This window comes from Pseudomonas sp. GW822-FHT01E03 (genome assembly GCF_058802985.1).
In genome coordinates, this window is sequence record NZ_JBXAOQ010000009.1 from 166,029 (window position 1) to 183,166 (window position 17,138).

General features: G+C 61.1%; 19 protein-coding genes. All 19 read left to right on the forward strand.

What is annotated here, in order from left to right:
* Positions 1-3 precede the first annotated feature (3 nt).
* Positions 4-1,389 carry a sigma-54-dependent transcriptional regulator gene (locus AC1RP7_RS19215; protein ID WP_429521408.1) on the forward strand — a complete coding sequence of 462 codons (1,386 nt, stop codon included), beginning with the start codon at positions 4-6 and terminating at the stop codon, positions 1,387-1,389.
* A 234-nt stretch (positions 1,390-1,623) separates the two neighbouring features.
* Complete coding sequence (fliE, locus tag AC1RP7_RS19220) at positions 1,624-1,950, forward strand: flagellar hook-basal body complex protein FliE (RefSeq protein WP_057715889.1); 327 nt, start codon at positions 1,624-1,626, stop codon at positions 1,948-1,950.
* Between the two features lie 16 nt (positions 1,951-1,966).
* The gene (gene fliF, locus AC1RP7_RS19225) at positions 1,967-3,754 is read left to right on the forward strand and encodes a flagellar basal-body MS-ring/collar protein FliF (protein WP_057715888.1); all 1,788 of its coding nucleotides are present in this window, start codon (positions 1,967-1,969) and stop codon (positions 3,752-3,754) included.
* A complete protein-coding gene (gene fliG, locus AC1RP7_RS19230; RefSeq protein ID WP_007983391.1) occupies positions 3,747-4,766 on the forward strand; it encodes a flagellar motor switch protein FliG in 1,020 nt (339 codons plus the stop codon). Before fliF ends, fliG begins: the two co-directional genes overlap by 8 nt.
* Positions 4,767-4,770: 4 nt before the next feature.
* A complete protein-coding gene (gene fliH / locus AC1RP7_RS19235) occupies positions 4,771-5,568 on the forward strand; it encodes a flagellar assembly protein FliH (protein ID WP_493181664.1) in 798 nt (265 codons plus the stop codon).
* Positions 5,558-6,916, forward strand: coding sequence for a flagellar protein export ATPase FliI (fliI, locus tag AC1RP7_RS19240; RefSeq protein WP_057715886.1), 1,359 nt, complete (start codon positions 5,558-5,560; stop codon positions 6,914-6,916). Before fliH ends, fliI begins: the two co-directional genes overlap by 11 nt.
* A 6-nt stretch (positions 6,917-6,922) precedes the next feature.
* The gene (gene fliJ, locus AC1RP7_RS19245; protein ID WP_090453830.1) at positions 6,923-7,372 is read left to right on the forward strand and encodes a flagellar export protein FliJ; all 450 of its coding nucleotides are present in this window, start codon (positions 6,923-6,925) and stop codon (positions 7,370-7,372) included.
* Positions 7,373-7,529: 157 nt separating this feature from the next.
* Complete coding sequence (locus tag AC1RP7_RS19250) at positions 7,530-7,829, forward strand: STAS domain-containing protein (RefSeq protein WP_057715884.1); 300 nt, start codon at positions 7,530-7,532, stop codon at positions 7,827-7,829.
* 5 nt (positions 7,830-7,834) lie between these two features.
* The gene (locus AC1RP7_RS19255; protein ID WP_493181666.1) at positions 7,835-9,541 is read left to right on the forward strand and encodes an ATP-binding SpoIIE family protein phosphatase; all 1,707 of its coding nucleotides are present in this window, start codon (positions 7,835-7,837) and stop codon (positions 9,539-9,541) included.
* Positions 9,542-9,571: 30 nt separating this feature from the next.
* Positions 9,572-9,922, forward strand: a complete 351-nt coding sequence (locus tag AC1RP7_RS19260) for an Hpt domain-containing protein (RefSeq protein ID WP_090453835.1) — start codon at positions 9,572-9,574, stop codon at positions 9,920-9,922.
* A 100-nt stretch (positions 9,923-10,022) separates the two neighbouring features.
* Positions 10,023-11,369: a flagellar hook-length control protein FliK gene (locus AC1RP7_RS19265; protein WP_493181668.1), complete on the forward strand. Its 1,347-nt coding sequence runs from the start codon at positions 10,023-10,025 to the stop codon at positions 11,367-11,369.
* A gap of 233 nt (positions 11,370-11,602) precedes the next feature.
* Positions 11,603-12,106 carry a flagellar basal body-associated protein FliL gene (gene fliL / locus AC1RP7_RS19270; RefSeq protein ID WP_090453839.1) on the forward strand — a complete coding sequence of 168 codons (504 nt, stop codon included), beginning with the start codon at positions 11,603-11,605 and terminating at the stop codon, positions 12,104-12,106.
* A 9-nt stretch (positions 12,107-12,115) separates the two neighbouring features.
* Positions 12,116-13,084 carry a flagellar motor switch protein FliM gene (fliM, locus tag AC1RP7_RS19275; protein ID WP_015096242.1) on the forward strand — a complete coding sequence of 323 codons (969 nt, stop codon included), beginning with the start codon at positions 12,116-12,118 and terminating at the stop codon, positions 13,082-13,084.
* 65 nt (positions 13,085-13,149) lie between these two features.
* Positions 13,150-13,596 carry a flagellar motor switch protein FliN gene (fliN, locus tag AC1RP7_RS19280; RefSeq protein WP_015096241.1) on the forward strand — a complete coding sequence of 149 codons (447 nt, stop codon included), beginning with the start codon at positions 13,150-13,152 and terminating at the stop codon, positions 13,594-13,596.
* 30 nt (positions 13,597-13,626) lie between these two features.
* Positions 13,627-14,040, forward strand: a complete 414-nt coding sequence (fliO, locus tag AC1RP7_RS19285; protein ID WP_090453841.1) for a flagellar biosynthetic protein FliO — start codon at positions 13,627-13,629, stop codon at positions 14,038-14,040.
* On the forward strand, positions 14,040-14,798 hold the full coding sequence (gene fliP / locus AC1RP7_RS19290) for a flagellar type III secretion system pore protein FliP (RefSeq protein WP_057715878.1): 759 nt from the start codon (positions 14,040-14,042) through the stop codon (positions 14,796-14,798). Before fliO ends, fliP begins: the two co-directional genes overlap by 1 nt.
* On the forward strand, positions 14,795-15,064 hold the full coding sequence (gene fliQ, locus AC1RP7_RS19295; protein ID WP_015096238.1) for a flagellar biosynthesis protein FliQ: 270 nt from the start codon (positions 14,795-14,797) through the stop codon (positions 15,062-15,064). The genes fliP and fliQ overlap by 4 nt, the downstream gene beginning before the upstream one ends.
* Positions 15,065-15,067: 3 nt before the next feature.
* Positions 15,068-15,850 (forward strand): flagellar biosynthetic protein FliR, encoded by a 783-nt coding sequence (gene fliR, locus AC1RP7_RS19300; protein ID WP_057715877.1) that lies wholly within the window; start codon positions 15,068-15,070, stop codon positions 15,848-15,850.
* A 3-nt stretch (positions 15,851-15,853) separates the two neighbouring features.
* Entirely contained in the window at positions 15,854-16,993 is a 1,140-nt protein-coding gene (gene flhB / locus AC1RP7_RS19305) for a flagellar biosynthesis protein FlhB (protein ID WP_489340014.1), read from the forward strand.
* Positions 16,994-17,138: the final 145 nt, after the last annotated feature.

Below are 17,138 nucleotides of genomic sequence, written 5' to 3' on the forward strand. Positions count from 1 at the left end.
CAGATGGGTATCAAGGTTCTGCTGGTCGAGGACGACCGCGCGTTGCGCGAGGCGCTGGCCGATACGCTATTGCTCGCGGGGCACGATTACAAGGCGGTGGGTTCGGCAGAGGAGGCGTTGCTTGCCGTCGGCGGCGAGGCCTTCAGCCTGGTGATCAGCGACGTCAACATGCCGGGTATGGACGGCCACCAGTTGCTGGGCCTGTTGCGAGCGCGGCAGCCGCAATTGCCGGTGTTGCTGATGACGGCTCACGGCGCGGTCGAGCGTGCGGTCGATGCGATGCGCCAAGGTGCGGTGGACTATCTGGTCAAACCTTTCGAGCCCAAGGCGTTGCTCGATCTGGTGGGGCGTCATGCCCTGGGCAGTCTCGGCCTGGCTGAGGGTGAAGGGCCGATAGCATTCGAGCCGGCGAGCGCGCAGTTGCTCGAATTGGCAGCGCGGGTCGCACGCAGCGATTCCACGGTGTTGATCTCGGGTGAGTCGGGCACGGGCAAGGAAGTGCTGGCGCGCTACATCCATCAGCATTCTCATCGCGCCAATCAGCCATTCATTGCGATCAACTGTGCGGCGATCCCGGACAACATGCTCGAAGCGACCTTGTTCGGGCACGAGAAGGGCTCCTTCACCGGTGCCATTGCCGCGCAAGCCGGCAAGTTCGAGCAGGCCGACGGCGGCACCATTCTGCTCGACGAAATTTCCGAAATGCCCCTGGGGCTCCAGGCCAAATTGCTGCGCGTACTGCAAGAACGTGAGGTCGAAAGGGTTGGGGCGCGCAAGCCGATCACGCTGGACATTCGCGTGGTTGCCACCACCAATCGCGACCTGGCGGGTGAAGTGGCAGCGGGGCGCTTCCGTGAAGATCTTTACTATCGCCTGTCGGTGTTTCCCCTGGCCTGGCGTCCGTTGCGCGAGCGTACCGCCGACATCCTGCCGCTGGCCGAGCGTCTGCTGGCCAGGCACGTCAATAAAATGAAGCATTCACCGGCCAGATTGTCCCCCGAGGCCCAGGCGTGTCTGATCGCTTATCCGTGGCCGGGTAACGTGCGTGAGCTGGACAACGCGATTCAGCGAGCGTTGATTCTGCAGCAGGGTGGCTTGATCCAGCCGCAGGATTTCTGCCTGGCCGGGCCGGTGGCTTGCGCTCCATTACCTGCGTTGGCGCAGGCGCCGGTGCGTCCAGTGGAAGTCGAGGCCGAGTCGGCCGGGGCGCTGGGCGATGATCTGCGTCGCCGTGAATTCCAGATGATCATCGATACCCTGCGCGCCGAGCGCGGTCGTCGCAAAGAGGCGGCCGAGCGCCTGGGTATCAGCCCGCGGACCCTGCGCTACAAGCTGGCGCAAATGCGCGATGCCGGTATGGATGTGGAAGCCTATCTGTTCGCCACCTGATCCTGTTCCTGTAGGAGCGAGCTCTGCTCGCGATGGTCGTTAACGATAATGCGGGGCGTCAGGATAAACGCGGCGTTCTTCAGTTCATCGCGAGCAAGCTCGCTCCTACAGGGGGTAGCGGCGATGAGAAGGGCTTTTGTGAAACAAGGCCATGGAGCTGGCACCCTTGTTGCTAACACCTCATGACCCGCCGAGTGAGTGTCAAAAAATTGCGGGTCGTCAAAGAGAGAAACCATGAGCCAAGGTATTGAATTCAATCGGTTGATGCTGGATATGCGCGCCATGCAAATGGATGCCATGTCTGCGCCGAAATCGACTGCCGTTCCTGAAGTGTCGGGCAGCAGCTTTTCCGACATGCTCGGTCAGGCCGTCAATAAAGTGAACGACACCCAACAGGCTTCCACGCAGTTGGCCAGTGCGTTCGAAATCGGCAAAAGCGGCGTCGATCTTACAGACGTGATGATCTCATCGCAGAAAGCCAGCGTGTCCTTCCAGGCATTGACCCAGGTGCGCAACAAACTGGTTCAGGCCTACCAAGACATCATGCAGATGCCGGTTTAAAGGACGAGATTGAGTCATGGCAGAAGCAGTCGCCGATAACGTTCCGGCCAAGGCCACTCCAATAGACGGCAAACCGCCGCTGTTCGGGTTGTCCTTCCTGGAAAACCTCTCCGAGATGACCATGTTGCGTCAGGTGGGCCTGTTGGTCGGCCTGGCGGCGAGCGTGGCGATTGGTTTTGCCGTGGTGTTGTGGTCCCAGCAACCGGACTACCGGCCTCTGTACGGCAGCCTTGCCGGCATGGACGCCAAGCAGGTCATGGATACCCTGGCCTCCGCCGATATCCCGTACACCGTCGAACCCAATTCCGGTGCCTTGCTGGTCAAGGCCGATGACCTGTCCCGAGCGCGGCTCAAGCTCGCGGCCGCTGGTGTCACTCCCAGCGACGGCAACATCGGTTTTGAAATCCTCGACAAGGAGCAGGGGCTTGGCACCAGCCAGTTCATGGAAGCGACCCGCTACCGTCGCGGCCTCGAAGGCGAACTGGCCCGCACCATTTCCAGCCTGAACAACGTCAAGGGTGCCCGCGTACACCTGGCGATCCCGAAAAGTTCAGTGTTCGTGCGCGACGAACGCAAGCCAAGCGCTTCGGTTCTGGTTGAACTCTATTCCGGTCGCTCCCTCGAGCCAGGCCAGGTCGTTGCCATCATCAATCTGGTAGCGACCAGCGTTCCCGAACTCAGCAAATCGCAGATCACCGTGGTCGACCAGAAGGGCAACCTGCTCTCCGATCAGGCGGAAAACTCCGAACTGACCATGGCTGGCAAGCAGTTCGACTACAGCCGTCGCATGGAAAGCATGCTCACTCAGCGCGTGCACAACATCCTGCAGCCGGTGCTGGGCAACGACCGTTACAAGGCCGAAGTCTCGGCCGACGTGGATTTCAGTGCGGTCGAATCGACTTCCGAGCAATTCAACCCGGATCAACCGGCGTTGCGCAGCGAGCAGTCGGTCAACGAACAACGTACCGCCAGCAATGGCCCGCAAGGCGTGCCGGGTGCCTTGAGCAACCAGCCTCCAGCGCCGGCCTCCGCACCGCAAACCACCGGCGGCACTCCGGGGGCAGCCGGCATGGTGCAGCCGGGCCAGCCGCTGGTTGATGCCAATGGCCAGCAAATCATGGACCCGGCCACCGGTCAGCCGATGCTCGCTCCGTACCCGGCAGACAAGCGTCAACAATCGACCAAGAACTTCGAGCTCGACCGATCCATCAGCCACACCAAGCAGCAGCAGGGCCGGTTGAATCGCCTGTCGGTGTCGGTGGTGGTCGATGATCAGGTCAAGATCAATCCGGCCAGCGGCGAAACCACCCGTGCGCCATGGAGCGCCGATGAATTGGCGCGCTTCACTCGCCTGGTTCAGGACGCGGTCGGCTTCGATGCCAGCCGTGGTGATAGCGTCAGCGTGATCAACATGCCGTTCTCCGCCGAGCGCGGTGAAGCGATTGCCGAAATTCCGTTCTACTCCCAGCCGTGGTTCTGGGACATCGTCAAGCAAGTGCTGGGTGTGCTGTTCATTCTGGTGCTGGTATTCGGTGTGCTGCGTCCGGTGCTCAACAATATTACCGGTGGTGGCAAGGGCAAGCAGTTGGCCGGTATCGGCAGCGACGTCGAGTTGGGTGGCATGGGCGGTCTGGATGGCGAACTGGCCAACGACCGTGTCAGCCTCGGTGGCCCGACCAGCATCCTGTTGCCGAGCCCGAGCGAAGGCTATGACGCTCAGTTGAACGCAATCAAGAGTCTGGTGGCAGAAGACCCGGGTCGTGTGGCCCAGGTCGTGAAAGAGTGGATTAACGCAGATGAGTGATAACCGAGCCGTTGCCGCCAAACTGTCCAAGGTCGACAAAGCCGCAATCCTGTTGCTGTCCCTGGGGTCCACCGACGCTGCCCAGGTGCTGCGTCACATGGGCCCCAAAGAGGTTCAGCGCGTGGGTGTGGCCATGGCCCAGATGGGTAATGTGCACCGCGAGCAGGTCGAACAGGTGATGAGCGAGTTCGTCGATATCGTCGGCGACCAGACCAGCCTGGGCGTCGGCTCCGACGACTATGTGCGCAAGATGCTCACCCAGGCTCTTGGCGAAGACAAGGCCAACGGCCTGATCGACCGCATCCTGCTCGGTGGCAACACCAGCGGCCTCGACAGCCTGAAGTGGATGGAACCGCGCGCCGTCGCCGACGTGATCCGTTATGAACACCCGCAGATCCAGGCGATCGTGGTGGCGTATCTCGATCCGGACCAGGCCGGTGAAGTGCTCGGCAACTTCGACCACAAGGTGCGGCTCGACATCATCCTGCGGGTCTCTTCGCTGAACACCGTACAGCCAGCGGCCCTGAAAGAGCTCAACCAGATTCTCGAGAAGCAGTTCTCCGGCAACTCGAATGCCTCGCGCACCACCCTGGGTGGCATCAAACGCGCGGCGGACATCATGAACTTCCTCGACAGCTCGATCGAAGGCCAGCTCATGGACTCGATCCGCGAAGTCGACGAAGACCTGTCCGGTCAGATCGAAGACCTCATGTTCGTGTTCAACAACCTGGCCGATGTCGACGACCGCGGGATTCAGGCGCTGCTGCGCGAGGTGTCCTCCGATGTGCTGGTGCTGGCCCTCAAGGGGTCGGACGAAGGCGTCAAGGAGAAGATCTTCAAGAACATGTCCAAGCGTGCCGCCGAACTGTTGCGCGACGACCTGGAAGCCAAGGGCCCGGTGCGCGTCAGCGACGTGGAAACCGCGCAGAAGGAAATCCTCACCATCGCCCGCCGTATGGCCGAAGCCGGGGAAATCGTTCTCGGCGGCAAGGGCGGCGAGGAAATGATCTAACACCATGGTCAAGAATGATGATGCACCCACTGACCTGATCCGGGCCAGGGATGTCAGTGGCTTCGATACCTGGGCGCTGCCCAGTTTCGACCCGCCGGAGCCCGAGCCGGAACCTGAGCCTGAACCCGAACCGCCGGAAATGGAGGAGGTGCCGCTGGAGGAAGTCCAGCCACTGACCCTTGAAGAGCTCGAAAGCATTCGCCAGGAAGCCTATAACGAAGGCTTCGCGGTGGGTGAGAAGGAAGGTTTCCACAGCACCACGCTCAAGGTCCGTCAGGAGGCTGAAATGGCCCTGACCGCCAAGATTGCGGCGTTGGAGCAACTGATGACGCACCTGTTCGAGCCCATTGCCGAACAGGACACCGAGATTGAAAAGTCCCTGGTCGACCTCGTGCAGCACATCACCAGACAGGTGATTCAGCGCGAACTGGCCATCGACTCGACGCAGATCGAACACGTCATGCGCGAGGCGCTCAAGCTCTTGCCGCTGGGCGTGGGCAATGTGCGGCTGTACATCAATCCGCAGGATTTCGAACAGGTCAAAGCCCTGCGCGAACGTCATGAAGAAACCTGGCGCATCGTCGAGGACGAAGCGTTGTTGCCTGGCGGTTGCAGGGTCGAGACAGAACACAGCCGCATCGACGCCACGGTCGAAACCCGTGTCGCGCGGGTGATGGACAAGCTGTTCGATCAGTTGCACGAGCAGGCCTTGCACCCGGCCGCGCCGGACCTGAGCCTGGAACTGCCGATCGAAAGTAAGCCTGTGGTCGCACCGGCTCAGGATGTTCCCGATGCGCCTTGAACGCACCAGTTTCGCCAAGCGCCTGGGCAGCTATGCCGAGGCCACGGGACTGGAGGGCGCACCGATCCTCGAAGGCCGCTTGCTGCGCATGGTCGGCCTGACCCTTGAAGCCGAAGGTCTGCGCGCCGCCATGGGCAGCCGCTGCATGGTCATCAACGACGACAGCTATCACCCGATGCAGGTCGAAGCCGAGGTGATGGGCTTCTCCGGCAGTAAAGTCTTCCTGATGCCAGTCGGCAGTGTCGCCGGCATCGCGCCCGGTGCCCGAGTGGTGCCCTTGGCCGATACCGGTCGCCTGCCCATGGGCATGAGCATGCTCGGGCGGGTGCTGGATGGCGCCGGTCGTGCGCTGGACGGCAAGGGCGGGATGAAGGCCGAAGACTGGGTGCCAATGGACGGCCCGACCATCAACCCGCTCAAGCGCGAACCGATCAGCGAACCGCTGGACGTGGGCATCCGTTGCATCAATGGCATGTTGACGGTCGGCCGCGGCCAGCGGCTCGGCCTGTTCGCCGGTACCGGTGTCGGTAAGTCCGTGCTGTTGGGGATGATGACGCGCTTTACCGAGGCCGACATTATCGTCGTCGGGCTGATCGGTGAGCGGGGGCGTGAAGTTAAAGAATTCATCGAGCACATCCTCGGTGAAGAAGGGCTCAAGCGTTCGGTAGTGGTGGCGTCCCCGGCGGACGATGCGCCGCTGATGCGACTGCGCGCCGCCATGTACTGCACGCGCATCGCCGAATATTTCCGCGACAAGGGCAAGAACGTCCTGTTGCTGATGGATTCGCTGACCCGTTTCGCCCAGGCCCAGCGGGAAATCGCCTTGGCCATCGGCGAGCCGCCGGCGACCAAAGGTTATCCGCCGTCGGTATTCGCCAAGCTGCCGAAACTGGTGGAGCGGGCCGGTAATGCCGAGAAGGGCGGTGGTTCGATCACCGCGTTCTACACCGTGCTGTCCGAAGGCGATGACCAGCAGGACCCGATTGCCGACTCGGCGCGGGGCGTGCTCGACGGGCACATCGTGCTGTCCCGGCGACTGGCCGAGGAAGGGCATTACCCGGCCATTGATATCGAGGCATCCATCAGCCGGGTGATGCCGGCGGTGGTGTCGCCGGAGCACATGATGCGAGCACAGTATTTCAAGCAATTGTGGTCGCGCTATCAGCAGAGTCGCGACCTGATCAGCGTCGGCGCCTACGTCGCTGGCGGCGACCGCGAGACCGACCTGGCGATTTCCTTGCAGCCGCAGCTGGTCAAATACCTGCGCCAGGGGCTCAACGACAGCATCAGCCTGGGCGAAAGCGAAGCTTACCTCGCGTCGATCTTCGCGCCCGCGGCGGGCGGCTAACCGGCCATGGCCCAGACTCGGGCAGGGCGCCTGGCCCCCGTGGTGGAAATGGCCGAAAAGGCCGAGAAAACCGCAGTCCAGCGCCTGGGGCACTTTCAGGGGCAAGTGCGTTTGGCCGAAAGCAAACTCGCCGACCTCGAAGCCTTCCGTCTCGACTATCAGGAACAATGGATCGTGCGCGGCAGCGGCGGCGTCTCGGGCCAATGGTTGCTGGGCTATCAGGGCTTTCTCGCGCAACTGGGCACGGCCATCGACCAGCAGCGGCAAAGCCTGGCCTGGCATCAGAACAACCTGAACAAGGCCCGGGAAACCTGGCAGCAGGCGTTTGCCCGGGTCGAGGGTTTGCGCAAGCTGGTTCAGCGCTATGCCGATGAGGCGCGGGCGCTTGAAGACCGGCGCGAACAGAAACTGTTGGATGAATTGTCCCAGCGCCTGCCACGGCAGGATCACCTGTAGGAGCGAACTCGCTCGCGATGAACCTGTGAGCGCACGGGGATGTCAGGTTTACAGCGATAACGATTCGACAGTCACCACAACCTACCGCCTTGCTCCAACCTCTACCAAATGCTAAACCTTGTGCAAGCGGGTTTACCAATGACAAGGAAGCCATGAAATGTCAGTCGTTACAGAACTCTCTCCGGATGGGCAAAAACTGACGATATCGGTCAAGGGACGATTCGATTTCGCCAAGCATCAGGAGTTTCGTCAGTCCTACGAAGATAAACAGCCATCGGCGGTTGTGGTCGACCTGAAAGACGCCACTTACCTCGACAGCTCGGCGCTGGGCATGCTGCTTTTGCTGCGTGATCACGCCGGTGGCGACGACTCCGATGTCCGCGTCGTCAACAGCAGTACCGACGTGCGCAAGATCCTCGCCATCTCCAACTTCGACAAGCTGTTCGACATCAGTTGATTGCCATGCAGCCACTGGAGCCGCTGACGATCCTGATTGCCGAGGACAGCGCCGCCGATCGCCTGCTGTTGTCGAGCATCCTGCGCCGCCAGGGGCACAACGTGCTGACGGCGGCCAACGGCGCGGAAGCGGTCGACGTGTTTGGCCGGCAACGACCGCACCTGGTGTTGATGGATGCGATGATGCCGGTCATGGACGGCTTCGAGGCGGCCCGGCAGATCAAGGCTCTGGCCGGGGAAACCCTGGTGCCGATCATCTTCCTCACGTCGTTGTCCGAAAGCGAAGCCCTGGCCCGTTGCCTGGAAGTCGGCGGTGACGACTTTCTGGCCAAGCCCTACAACCAGGTGATTCTCGCTGCCAAGATCAAGGCGATGGATCGCTTGCGGCGCTTGCAGGACACGGTGCTGCAACAGCGTGACCAGATCGCCCGGCACCACGACTACCTGCTCAACGAGCAACGGGTGGCCAAGGCCGTTTTTGACAAGGTGGCGCACTCCGGCTGCCTGAATGCCGCTCCGAATATCCGTTATCTGCAATCGCCCTATGCGCTGTTCAACGGCGACCTGTTGCTGGCCGCGTTCACCCCGGCTGGAGACATGCACGTGCTGCTGGGCGATTTCACCGGCCACGGTTTGCCAGCGGCAGTGGGTGCGATGCCCTTGGCCGAGGTCTTCTACGGCATGACCGCCAAGGGCTATGGCCTGGCGGAAATCCTGCGCGAGATGAATGCCAAGCTCAAGCGCATCCTGCCGGTGGACATGTTCTGCTGTGCCACGTTGCTGTGCCTGAGTTTTCAGCGTCGTTCGGTGGAAGTCTGGAATGGCGGCATGCCGGACGGTTACCTGCATCGCGTTGCCAGTGGCGAGCGAACGCCTCTGCCGGCGCGGAACCTGCCTTTGGGTGTGCTGAGCCCGGAATCCTTCGATGAGCGTACCGACGTGTATCCCATGGCCCTCGGGGATCGGGTGTTTCTGCTGTCCGATGGGGTGATCGATACCTGCGACGCCAATGATCAACTGTTTGGCGCGCAGCGATTGCAGCAAGTGTTTGCCGCCAATCGGCATCCGAATGCGCTGTTCGAAGAGATCGAGCAGGCGCTGCGTCATTTCGGCGGTGAAGCGCGTGACGATGTCAGTATGGTCGAAGTCAGCCTGCTGGAGTCGACGCAAATCACTCCGCCGGCGTTGGTCTACTCCGACAGCGGCCAGTCCTGCCCGCTGGACTGGTCGGTAAGTTTCGAGTTTCGCGCCGCCACGCTCAAGCGCTTCAATCCGTTACCCTATCTGTTGCAGTTGTTGCTTGAGGTCCATGGTCTTCGGGCTCAGAGCGGTGCGCTCTACAGCGTGCTGGCGGAGCTCTACTCCAATGCGCTGGAGCATGGCGTGCTGGGGCTGGATTCGAGTCTCAAGCGCGATGCCTCGGGTTTTGCGCGATATTATCAAGAGCGCAATACCCGGCTGGACGAGCTGCTGGATGGTTATGTACGGTTGCATTTGCAGGTGACGCCAACGGACGATGGCGGTTGCCTGACCATTCACATCGAAGACAGCGGCAAGGGTTTCGATGTCGAGCGGGTGATCGCAAGACCTTTGGAAGACGTCCGCCTGTCGGGGCGTGGGGTCAGTCTGATCCGCCAGTTGGGGCGTAATGCCCGCTGGAGCGACAATGGTCGAAGTGCACGCGTGGAGTTTATCTGGGAGGCTCTGGCATAATCCGCGCATTCTTGATCAAGGAGTGAGCAAGTGGACGACACACATGTGGATCGCGACGTGCTGAGCGTATTGCAGGAAGTGATGGAAGGGGGCTATCCGGATCTGCTGGATATCTTTCTTGCGGACTCCGAAGAGCGCCTGAAAGTCTTGAGAACGGCTGACAGTGCTGCACTGCTGGTTGAAACCGCCCATAGCTTCAAGGGCAGCAGCAGCAATATGGGCGCCCTGAGGCTGACCGAGCTGTGCCATCAACTTGAGCTGCAGGCCAGAAGTTTGCCATGCACCGCCGTTCAGGAACTGGTCGGCGAAATCGATCGCGAGTTCGCCGGTATCCGGCCTCTGTACGAAGCTGAACGACAGCGTTGCCCGGCGAAAATCTGAGCACACGCTGCATTTGGTCCTCTTCGAGTGAAACTGGCTCGACTTTTGCAGTCAACTCATCCAACTGTACTTACGAGCCCCGTGCAGCGGAGACCGTTTCATGCCCGTTACCCCCGATATTCTGTTTCAGGCCTCCAGGCAGGCCAAGACTCAAGCTGGCTCCGCCAATCCTCCGGCGCAGACCTCTGAGCCCGGGGGCAAGGCCGCAAGCTTCGCTGATGTCTACGCCGATCAGGCGCAAGGCAAACCCACTGCGTTGGCGGATGCGTCGCTCAAGCCGGGTCGCGACAAAACCAGCGATGTTGCCGGAACCAAAGATGCTGGTGACGACAAGTCTGCCGCCGAGGAACCGGTGGTTGCCGATGGCGGCAAATACTTGCCTGCCGAGAGTTCGGTGCAGGCTGGCGACAAGGTCGCTGGCGATGATGCGTCAGATGCCGACCCGGCTCCGGTCGTTGACGCCGCACTGCTGGATCCGGCGCTTGATCCTACATTGCAATCCATCGTATCGGCACCGGTAGCCCCCGCCGTGGTCGACACCGTGCAACCTGTCGTTGATGTGCCGGTTGCCGCTACGGCTACGGCTGTACTCGCTCCAGCGCTGGCCACTGCCGAGGGCGATTTCGATCCCTCGACCGATCCGCTCGACGCATTGCCGGCGGTGCGCCTGGCGATGGAGCAGGGCGGTCACGTATCGGCTTCCAGCCAGGCGCAGCCCAAGGCTGCACCGACACAGGCGCAAGCCCAGGCTGACGCAGAGCTGACGCCAGAGCAAAATTTTGCCGTCGGCATGGCGACCCTGTTGGATGTTAAGGGTGACAAGAGCGACACCAGCCCGGGTGAAGACAAGGCTTTCAGCGGCTTGATCGATGACGGCCTGAAGGATCTCAAGTCCGCCAGCAGCGACACCCGTGTCGATGATTTCGCCAACCGTCTGGCAGCGCTGACCCAGGCGGCCACACCGAAGACAGCCAATGCCTTGCCGGTGAACCAGCCGATCGCCATGCACCAGAGCGGGTGGACCGAAGAGGTGGTGAACCGGGTCATGTACCTGTCCAGCGCCAATCTCAAGGCGGCGGACATCCAGTTGCAGCCCGCTGAGCTCGGGCGTCTGGACATTCGGGTGAACATGGTTCCCGATCAACAGACCCAGGTCACGTTCATGAGTGCGCATCCGGGCGTCCGTGAGGCGCTGGATGGGCAGGTCCATCGCTTGCGCGACATGTTCGCGCAGCAGGGCATGGGGCAGGTCGATGTCAACGTTTCGGACCAGTCCCGTGGTTCGCAGCAGGGGCAGGAACAAGCCCGGCAAGGTCAGAGCGGGCGGACCAGTGCCAGCGGCGGTCGCCTCGATTCAATGGATGATGACATCACCCCAAGCGTCGCTGAAGCGGCGGTCAATACCACCAGCGTGATCGGCTCCAGCGCGGTCGATTACTACGCCTGACCAAACGAACACCTAACCCTGTGGGAGCGAGCTTGCTCGCGATAGCGGTGTAACAGTCGATGAAAATGTTGACTGTTAAAATGCCATCGCGAGCAAGCTCGCTCCCACAGTGGCTTCGTGGTGATCTTCCGATCGAAGCCGGTCCGCCCAGCTCTTCCCGATACTTCTGGCATAACACTTGCTCTTGCCTTGCCGTGCGACTGTGAAAACCCGAATAGTGACGGATTATTGGCATGGCGAAGAGCGACGCAGCAGTAAAAGACCCCGCAACCAAAGGCAAACTCAAGCTGATTATCGTGATCGTGCTGGCCCTGCTGCTGGCGATCGGTGTGTCCGTGGGGGCGACCTGGTACTTCATGCACAGCGCTCAGAGCAAGCCTGCCGCCGCAGTGGAACAAACCGCTCCTGTCGGCAAGCAGCCAGCGATTTTCGAGGCGATGGCGCCGGCTTTCGTGGCCAACTTCAACCAGAACGGTCGCCAGCGCTACATGCAAGTGAGCATCACCATGCTCGCGCGCAACCAGGCGGATTTGGAGGCGCTCAAGGTCCACATGCCGGTGATCCGCAATAACCTGGTGATGCTGTTCTCCGGGCAGGACTTCGCGACCCTCGCCTCGCCGGTCGGCCAGGAAATGCTGCGGCAGAAAGCTACCGCCAGTGTCCAGGAAGTGGCGCAGAAAGAGCTCGGTAAAGTGGTGATCGAACAGTTGCTTTTCACTAATTTCGTACTGCAGTAGGAACACGACATGGCCGTGCAGGACCTGCTGTCCCAGGATGAGATCGACGCGCTGTTGCATGGCGTCGACGATGGTCTGGTACAGACCGAAAACGCTGCCGAACCCGGCAGCGTCAAAAGCTATGACCTGACCAGCCAGGATCGCATCGTCCGTGGACGCATGCCGACCCTGGAAATGATCAACGAGCGTTTCGCCCGCTACACACGCATCAGCATGTTCAACATGCTGCGTCGCTCGGCGGACGTGGCGGTCGGCGGCGTGCAGGTGATGAAGTTCGGCGAATACGTGCACTCGCTGTACGTGCCGACCAGTCTCAACCTGGTCAAGATCAAACCCCTGCGCGGCACCGCGCTGTTCATCCTCGACGCCAAACTGGTGTTCAAGCTGGTGGACAACTTCTTCGGCGGCGACGGCCGCCACGCCAAGATCGAAGGGCGTGAATTCACGCCGACCGAACTGCGCGTGGTACGCATGGTGCTTGAGCAGGCGTTCGTCGATTTGAAGGAAGCCTGGCAGGCGATCATGGAAGTCAACTTCGAGTACATCAACTCGGAAGTGAACCCGGCCATGGCCAACATCGTCGGCCCGAGCGAGGCCATTGTGGTGTCGACCTTCCACATCGAACTCGATGGCGGTGGCGGCGACCTGCACGTGACCATGCCGTACTCGATGATCGAGCCAGTGCGCGAAATGCTCGACGCCGGCTTCCAGTCGGATCTCGACGATCAGGACGAGCGCTGGGTCAACGCCCTGCGCCAGGACGTGCTGGACGTCGACGTGCCGATCGGTGCGACGGTGGCTCGTCGTCAGTTGCGCCTGCGCGACATCCTGCACATGCAGCCGGGGGATGTGATCCCGGTCGACATGCCGGAAGAAATGATCATGCGCGCCAACGGCGTGCCGGCCTTCAAGGTCAAGATGGGCTCGCACAAGGGCAATCTGGCGTTGCAAGTGATCGAGCCGATCGAGCGCCGTTGACCGGCGCTCGTACCCATTCGCGATTAAACGAATTCTGAATTTTTGCTCGCCGAGGACACTGACAAATGAACACGCAAGACGACCAGGCTCTGGCCGATGAGTGGGCAGCAGCCCTGGAAGAAACCGGTGATGCCGGGCAGGCCGATATCGATGCCTTGCTGGCCGCCGATTCCGGCAATTCCGCGTCCAACCGTCTGCCCATGGAAGAGTTCGGCAGCGTGCCGAAAAACAACGATCCGGTGAGCCTCGAAGGCCCGAACCTGGACGTGATCCTCGATATCCCGGTGTCGATTTCCATGGAAGTGGGCAGCACCGACATCAACATCCGCAACCTGCTGCAACTGAACCAGGGTTCGGTGATCGAGCTTGATCGCCTGGCCGGCGAGCCGCTGGACGTGCTGGTCAATGGCACGCTCATCGCCCACGGCGAAGTGGTGGTGGTCAACGAGAAGTTCGGCATCCGCCTGACGGACGTGATCAGCCCGAGCGAACGCATCAAGAAGCTGCGCTGAGTGAAAAGGGTTCTCGGGTTTGTATTGGCGATGCCGTTCAACGTGCTGGCGGCTGAGCCTGTCGCTACGGCGACCACGGCTGCCGCGCCGGCGGTGAGCAGCGGTGTGGCTGGGCAACTGACGCAGCTGGTGTTCGGCTTGTTGCTGGTGCTGGGGCTGATCTTCCTCCTCGCCTGGTTGCTGCGTCGGGTCCAGCAGGCAGGTCCGGCTGGCAAGGGGCAGGTGATCGAGATTGTCGGTTCCCGCGCGCTGGGGCCTCGCGACCGCCTGATGCTGGTGCAGGTCGGCAACGAGCAGATCCTGTTGGGCCTGAGCCCCGGCAACATCACTGCATTGCATGTGCTCAAGGAGCCGGTGCAAGTGCCGAGTACCGAGAAGCCGACGCCGGAATTTGCCCAGCGCCTGTTGGAGATGCTGGGTAAAGATCAGAAGGATAAGAAGTAATGGGTGCGCTGCGCATCGCCTTGATGCTGACCCTGATGCTGGCCGCGCCGCTGGCATTCGCCGCCGATCCGTTGTCGATCCCGGCCATCACCCTGGGCACCAATGCGCAGGGTGCGCAGGAATACTCGGTCAGCCTGCAAATCCTGCTGATCATGACCGCGCTGAGTTTTATCCCGGCGTTTGTCATGCTGATGACCAGTTTCACCCGGATCATCATTGTCTTCTCGATCCTGCGCCAGGCCCTGGGCCTGCAGCAGACACCGTCGAACCAGATCCTCACCGGCATGGCGCTGTTCCTGACCCTGTTCATCATGGCGCCGGTGTTCGACCGGGTGAACCAGGACGCCTTGCAGCCGTATCTGGCGGAAAAACTGACGGCCCAGGATGCGGTCGCCAAGGCCCAGGTGCCGATCAAGAACTTCATGCTCGCCCAGACCCGCACCAGCGATCTGGAACTGTTCATGCGCCTGTCCAAGCGCACTGACATCGCGACGCCGGATCAGGCGCCATTGACCATCCTGGTGCCGGCCTTCGTGACCTCCGAGCTGAAAACGGCATTCCAGATCGGCTTCATGATCTTCATTCCGTTCCTGATCATCGACCTGGTCGTGGCCAGTGTGTTGATGGCCATGGGTATGATGATGCTGTCGCCGCTGATCATTTCCCTGCCGTTCAAGATCATGTTGTTCGTGCTGGTGGATGGCTGGGCGCTGATCATCGGCACGCTGGCCAGCAGCTTTGGCGGTGTCTCGCCATGACCCCGGAAGTTGCGGTCGACATCTTTCGCGAAGCGCTGTGGCTGACCACCATGATGGTCGCCGTGCTGGTGATTCCGAGTTTGCTGGTGGGCCTGTTGGTGGCGATGTTTCAGGCCGCCACGCAGATCAACGAACAGACCCTGAGCTTTTTGCCGCGCCTGTTGGTGATGCTGGTGACGCTGATCGTTGGCGGTCCATGGCTGGTGCAGACTTTCATGGAGTACATCCTGCAGTTGTACGGCAGTATTCCGCAGGTCATCGGCTAAGCCATGTCACTGCTTGCACTGACCGATACCCAGATCAGCACCTGGGTGGCGACGTTCATGTTGCCGCTGTTTCGCGTCGGCGCCTTGCTGATGGTCATGCCGGTGTTTGGCACGACCTTGCTGCCCCGGCGCATCCGCCTGTATTTCGCGTTGGCCATCACCGTGGTCATCGCGCCGGGCCTGCCGCCGATGCCTCCGGTCAATGCCCTGGATTTGAGCGGGCTATTGCTGATTGCCGAGCAGATTCTCATCGGTGCGGTGATGGGTTTTTCCTTGCAGCTGTTCTTCCAGGCCTTTGTGGTGGCCGGGCAAATCGTCGCCATCCAGATGGGCATGGGCTTCGCCTCCATGATCGACCCGGCCAACGGCGTATCGACGGCGGTGATCGGGCAGTTTTTCACCATGCTGGTGACGCTGCTGTTCCTGTCCATGAACGGTCATCTGGTGGTGTTCGAGATCCTCACCGAGAGTTTCACCACGTTGCCGGTGGGGGGCGGCCTGATGGTCAACCACTACTGGGAACTGGCCGGCAAGCTCGGCTGGGTGCTCGGTGCGGCGCTGTTGCTGGTACTGCCGGCGATCACCGCGTTGCTGGTGGTCAACATCGCGTTTGGCGTCATGACCCGGGCGGCGCCGCAACTCAATATTTTCTCTGTCGGCTTCCCGCTGATCCTGGTGCTTGGGCTGTTTATCGTCTGGGTCGGGCTGGCGGACATTCTCAACCAGTATCAACCGCTGGCCTCCGAGGCCTTGCAGTTGTTACGCGAAATGGCACGGGCGAGCTGAGTCATGGCCGAGAGCGAAAGCGGTCAGGATAAAACAGAAGACCCCACGGAGAAGCGCAAGCAGGACTCCCGTGAAAAGGGTGAGATTGCGCGGTCCAAGGAGCTCAACACCCTGGCGATCATGCTGGTCGGTGCCTCGGCGCTGCTGATTTTTGGCGGCGCCATGGCGCAGGACATGATGGAGCTGATGCGCATCAACTTCTCGCTGCCGCGGGAGGTGATTCTGGATCAGCGCTCCATGGCCACCTACCTGATGCGCTCGGGGCAGATTGCCCTGTGGTCGATCCAGCCAGTGATGATCACGTTGGTGCTGGCCGCCATCATCGGTCCGATTTCCCTGGGTGGCTGGCTGTTCGCGGCAAGTTCCATGGCGCCCAAATTCAGCCGCTTGAACCCCGGTCCCGGCCTCAAGCGCATGTTCTCGACCAAGTCGCTGGTCGAACTGCTCAAGGCTCTGGCCAAGTTCATCATCATCCTGTTCGTGGCGCTGGCGGTGCTGTCGTCGGACATCGACGACCTGCTGCGCATCGCCCATGAGCCCTTGGACATGGCCATTATTCACAGTCTGCAAGTCGTGGGCTGGAGCACCTTGTGGATGGCCTGCGGGTTGATCCTCATCGCTGCGGTGGATGTGCCGGTGCAGCTCTGGGAAAGCCACAAGAAGCTGCTGATGACCAAGCAGGAAGTGCGTGACGAGCACAAGGATCAAGAGGGGCGACCGGAGGTCAAGCAGCGAATTCGACAGCTGCAGCGCGAGATGTCCCAGCGGCGGATGATGGCCGCCATTCCCGAGGCCGACGTGGTCATCACCAACCCGACCCACTACGCCGTGGCCCTCAAGTACGACCCCGAAAAGGGTAATGCGCCGGTATTGCTGGCCAAGGGTAGCGACTTCCTGGCCCTGAAGATCCGTGAGATCGCGGCGGCCAACGAGATTCTGTTGCTGGAATCTCCGGCGCTGGCGCGCTCGATTTACTACTCCACGGAACTGGAGCAGGAGATTCCCGGCGGTCTCTACCTGGCGGTCGCGCAGGTGCTGGCTTACGTTTATCAGATTCGACAGTATCGGGCGGGCAAGGGCAAGCGGCCTGATCCGCTTAAGGATGATTTGCCGATTCCGCCGGATTTGCGCCGCGACTCCTGATCAATTCTAAGCAAAAGATCGCAGCCTTCGGCAGCTCCTACAGATGTACGCCGAACCCCTGTAGGAGCTGCCGAAGGCTGCGATCTTTTTTCGCTTGCGAAACCTCTGTTTCAAACCTGTGTAAAAGGTTGGATAAATAAATCTG

Bases quoted from the DNA above. Each gene is read 5' to 3' on its own strand.
- AC1RP7_RS19215 (WP_429521408.1), top strand. From the start codon at position 4: ATGGGTATCAAGGTTCTGCTGGTCGAGGACGACCGCGCGTTGCGCGAG.
- fliE (WP_057715889.1), top strand. From the start codon at position 1,624: ATGAGCCAAGGTATTGAATTCAATCGGTTGATGCTGGATATGCGCGCC.
- fliF (WP_057715888.1), top strand. From the start codon at position 1,967: ATGGCAGAAGCAGTCGCCGATAACGTTCCGGCCAAGGCCACTCCAATA.
- fliG (WP_007983391.1), top strand. From the start codon at position 3,747: ATGAGTGATAACCGAGCCGTTGCCGCCAAACTGTCCAAGGTCGACAAA.
- fliH (WP_493181664.1), top strand. From the start codon at position 4,771: ATGGTCAAGAATGATGATGCACCCACTGACCTGATCCGGGCCAGGGAT.
- fliI (WP_057715886.1), top strand. From the start codon at position 5,558: ATGCGCCTTGAACGCACCAGTTTCGCCAAGCGCCTGGGCAGCTATGCC.
- fliJ (WP_090453830.1), top strand. From the start codon at position 6,923: ATGGCCCAGACTCGGGCAGGGCGCCTGGCCCCCGTGGTGGAAATGGCC.
- AC1RP7_RS19250 (WP_057715884.1), top strand. From the start codon at position 7,530: ATGTCAGTCGTTACAGAACTCTCTCCGGATGGGCAAAAACTGACGATA.
- AC1RP7_RS19255 (WP_493181666.1), top strand. From the start codon at position 7,835: ATGCAGCCACTGGAGCCGCTGACGATCCTGATTGCCGAGGACAGCGCC.
- AC1RP7_RS19265 (WP_493181668.1), top strand. From the start codon at position 10,023: ATGCCCGTTACCCCCGATATTCTGTTTCAGGCCTCCAGGCAGGCCAAG.
- fliL (WP_090453839.1), top strand. From the start codon at position 11,603: ATGGCGAAGAGCGACGCAGCAGTAAAAGACCCCGCAACCAAAGGCAAA.
- fliM (WP_015096242.1), top strand. From the start codon at position 12,116: ATGGCCGTGCAGGACCTGCTGTCCCAGGATGAGATCGACGCGCTGTTG.
- fliN (WP_015096241.1), top strand. From the start codon at position 13,150: ATGAACACGCAAGACGACCAGGCTCTGGCCGATGAGTGGGCAGCAGCC.
- fliO (WP_090453841.1), top strand. From the start codon at position 13,627: ATGCCGTTCAACGTGCTGGCGGCTGAGCCTGTCGCTACGGCGACCACG.
- fliP (WP_057715878.1), top strand. From the start codon at position 14,040: ATGGGTGCGCTGCGCATCGCCTTGATGCTGACCCTGATGCTGGCCGCG.
- fliQ (WP_015096238.1), top strand. From the start codon at position 14,795: ATGACCCCGGAAGTTGCGGTCGACATCTTTCGCGAAGCGCTGTGGCTG.
- fliR (WP_057715877.1), top strand. From the start codon at position 15,068: ATGTCACTGCTTGCACTGACCGATACCCAGATCAGCACCTGGGTGGCG.
- flhB (WP_489340014.1), top strand. From the start codon at position 15,854: ATGGCCGAGAGCGAAAGCGGTCAGGATAAAACAGAAGACCCCACGGAG.